The 1,445-nt window shown below is 56.3% G+C and carries 2 protein-coding genes; both read left to right on the forward strand.

What is annotated here, in order from left to right:
• Window positions 1-787: ABC transporter permease (locus tag EOA27_RS36370; protein ID WP_145970831.1), on the forward strand; the 787-nt coding region annotated here is incomplete at its 5' end.
• Window positions 784-1,445, forward strand: a 662-nt coding sequence (locus EOA27_RS36375) for an ABC transporter permease (protein WP_145970832.1), incomplete at its 3' end; no start/stop codon positions are given. The genes EOA27_RS36370 and EOA27_RS36375, both read left to right, overlap by 4 nt.

The following is a 1,445-nucleotide window of genomic DNA, read 5'->3' on the forward strand; positions in this document are numbered from 1 at the left end:
GCTGTTTCCAGACCAGATAGTCGACTACTTAACGGCGACTCTCCATGGCGATTTTGGCTACAGCTTCAAGTTTAGGGGCCGGCATGTCTCTGACCTGATTTTGGAGCGCTTGCCGGCCACCATCGCCTTGGTCGGTCTAGCCCAATTCATCGCCATCCTGTGCGGGGTTATGCTTGGTGTATATGCCGGTTGGCGCAGAGGAGGAGCCGTCGACCAAATCGCCACGGGAGCCTCTCTCGCGCTCTATTCGACGCCATCTTTCTGGCTCGGCATGCTCCTGGTAGTGATCTTCAGCACGGTATTGGGGTGGCTTCCTGGCTACGGTGCATACTCGCCTGGCGCTATCAGTGGTTCTCTTGATGGGTTGCTTGATTACTTGCGGCATCTCGCGCTTCCGGTCACGGCGGTGGCCCTTGGACTCATCGGCCAATACGTTGTGGGCGCTCGTGCTGCGATGAGCGACGTTGTCACCGAGGACTACATGGTGACCGCTCGGGCCAAGGGGCTCACCAATGGTCAGATGCTGATGCGTCATGCCTTTCGTAATGCGATGTTGCCCGTCGTAACGCTGATTACCCTTAATCTTGGCTACGTGGTTGCCGGTGCCATTACCGTCGAAAGCGTATTCGCTTGGCCAGGGATAGGAAACCTCACGGTCGACGCGCTCAATGCGCGAGATTATCCGGTCCTTCAAGGGATATTCTTGTTGCTCGGTGCTTCGATCGTCGTCGCGAACCTCGCAGCCGATCTTGCCTACAGCCTTCTTGATCCACGAGTTCGGCAATGAGCAATAGTACTGTTCAATCTCTCTCGCGTATCCGGGCGCGAGCTATCAGGGGCTTTCTATCCCAATTTCTTGGCTATGGCGGGGCTAAGCTTGGCCTGTTTTGTCTGGTATTATTTCTTGGTATGGCAGCGATGCCCAATATTCTGGTGGGTCCGCTTCAGACTGCGATTAACGCAACCGGCGATTTCCTCGCACCACCATCAAGCCAGCATTTTCTGGGGACAGACGAAGTTGGGCGGGACGTGCTCAACCTGGTCGTCCATGGTGCCCGAATCTCGCTTACAATCGCGCTGCTGGCGACCGTCATCAGCCTCGTCGTCGGCACTTCGGTAGGTATCACCGCTGGCTACTACGGTGGCAGGGTTGACGTCTGGCTGATGCGCCTGACGGATTTCTTTTTCGTCATGCCGTCCTTCGTGCTGGCGCTGGTCATCACACCCGTGGTTCTTGAGGTGATGGGGCGCGGTGGAGACATCCTCGGCTTTCGTCCTTCTCTTTTCGTGATCCTTGTCGTTATCGGCATGACAAGCTGGGCGTTCGTTGCGCGTATCGTTCGCAGTCAGACACTGTCGCTTAAAGAGCGAACATTCATTGATCGCGCACGCGTTGTGGGCAGCAGCAATTTCAGCATCATGGTGCGGCATATCCTCCCCAATGT

Origin of the sequence: Mesorhizobium sp. M2A.F.Ca.ET.037.01.1.1, from assembly GCF_003998075.1 — a bacterium.
In the GTDB taxonomy this organism is placed as follows: Bacteria; Pseudomonadota; Alphaproteobacteria; order Rhizobiales; family Rhizobiaceae; genus Mesorhizobium.